Origin of the sequence: Microcystis sp. M53602_WE12 (assembly GCF_030065455.1) — a bacterium.
Taxonomy (GTDB): domain Bacteria; phylum Cyanobacteriota; class Cyanobacteriia; order Cyanobacteriales; family Microcystaceae; genus Microcystis; species Microcystis aeruginosa.
The window spans coordinates 1-1383 of sequence record NZ_JASJFB010000894.1; the positions used below are offsets into that span (position 1 = coordinate 1).

Annotated in this window: 1 protein-coding gene; it reads left to right on the top strand. The window is 44.3% G+C overall.

Translation table 11 applies throughout. The features are described from left to right. Positions 1-229: 229 nt before the first annotated feature. The gene (locus tag PX482_RS27380) at positions 230-1180 is read left to right on the top strand and encodes an NAD-dependent epimerase/dehydratase family protein (RefSeq protein WP_002761306.1); all 951 of its coding nucleotides are present in this window, start codon (positions 230-232) and stop codon (positions 1178-1180) included. Positions 1181-1383: the final 203 nt, after the last annotated feature.

Consider the following 1383-nt stretch of genomic DNA (forward strand, 5'->3'; position numbering starts at 1 on the left):
CCTATACTCAACGGATTTAGTATCAGATGGGAAATAGAGGGCTGATGGTGGAGGGGAAAAGGGAATCGATCGAGAGCCATGATCGGGATAAAACTGGTAAAATTCGCCTATTTTCAATAAATCTCTTGATTTTGACCCCTAAAAGCTGACGGCGGACGGCGGAGATTGATTGCGGCAAAAAGCGCAAAAATGATTACAATCGATCCAAAATATCAACGACTAGGATTAAATGGCTACTCATATTGTTACTGGTGTCGCGGGTTTTATCGGTTCTAACTTGGCAGAAAAGCTTTTAGAACAAGGAGATCAGGTGATCGGGATCGATCAATTTAACGATTATTACGACCCCAGTTTAAAGCGCAAAAATGCCCATATTCTAGCCAAATATCCCGAATTTAAGTTAATTGAAGCGGATATACAAGCCCTTGACTGGCGACAACTGTTGCAAGGAGTAGAAGTATTATTCCATCAGGCAGCCCAAGCAGGAGTCAGAGCAAGCTGGGGTGATGGATTTCGTCAATATACCGAAAGGAATATAAATGCTACTCAAATTATTCTTGAGGCCGCTAAGGAAACCCCGTCTTTACAACGGATGGTTTTTGCTTCCACTTCCTCGGTGTATGGCAATGCGGAAACGATGCCGACTCCCGAAACCCTTTGTCCCCAACCAGTTTCACCCTACGGCATCACCAAATTAGCGGCAGAAAGACTCTGTTGGCTATATCACCAGAATTTTAACGTTCCCGTCACTGCCTTACGTTATTTCACCGTTTATGGACCGCGGCAACGTCCCGATATGGCTTTCCATAAGTTTTTTCAATCAGCGATCGCAGATAAAGCCATCGGCATCTACGGGGATGGCAAACAAACCCGCGATTTTACCTTTATTAGCGATGCTGTAGCCGCTAATTTAGCCGCTGCCGTCGTACCGGAAGCGGTGGGGGAGGTGTTTAATATTGGTGGTGGTAGTCGCGTGGTTTTGTTGGATGTCTTGGATACTATGGAAAAAGTCATTGGTAAACCGATCGAGCGATCGCATCAAGGATTGGCCCGGGGAGATGCCCGTCACACCGCCGCCGATGTCACCAAAGCCCGTACTATTCTAGGTTATAATCCCCAAGTTTCTTTAGCCGAAGGATTAGCCCAAGAATGGCAGTGGATTCAGGAATTATATTGTTAACGGGGGCAATATCCTTAATAATCAAAAAATCTCCCTTTTACAGGGAGATTTTGGGCAATATCTAGGGTTTGCTGAATAATGGTAAAACCCTTTTAAAATAAAGCTTTTGACCTGTTAAAGTCCGATGTTAGTGCAAGAAAATAGGATTGGGACGTTCAAAAACCTTGCATTATCCTTCTTGTAGTACATCGCTTGGTACAAAA

Coding starts and splice junctions, on each gene's coding strand:
- PX482_RS27380 (WP_002761306.1), top strand. CDS start 230: ATGGCTACTCATATTGTTACTGGTGTCGCGGGTTTTATCGGTTCTAAC.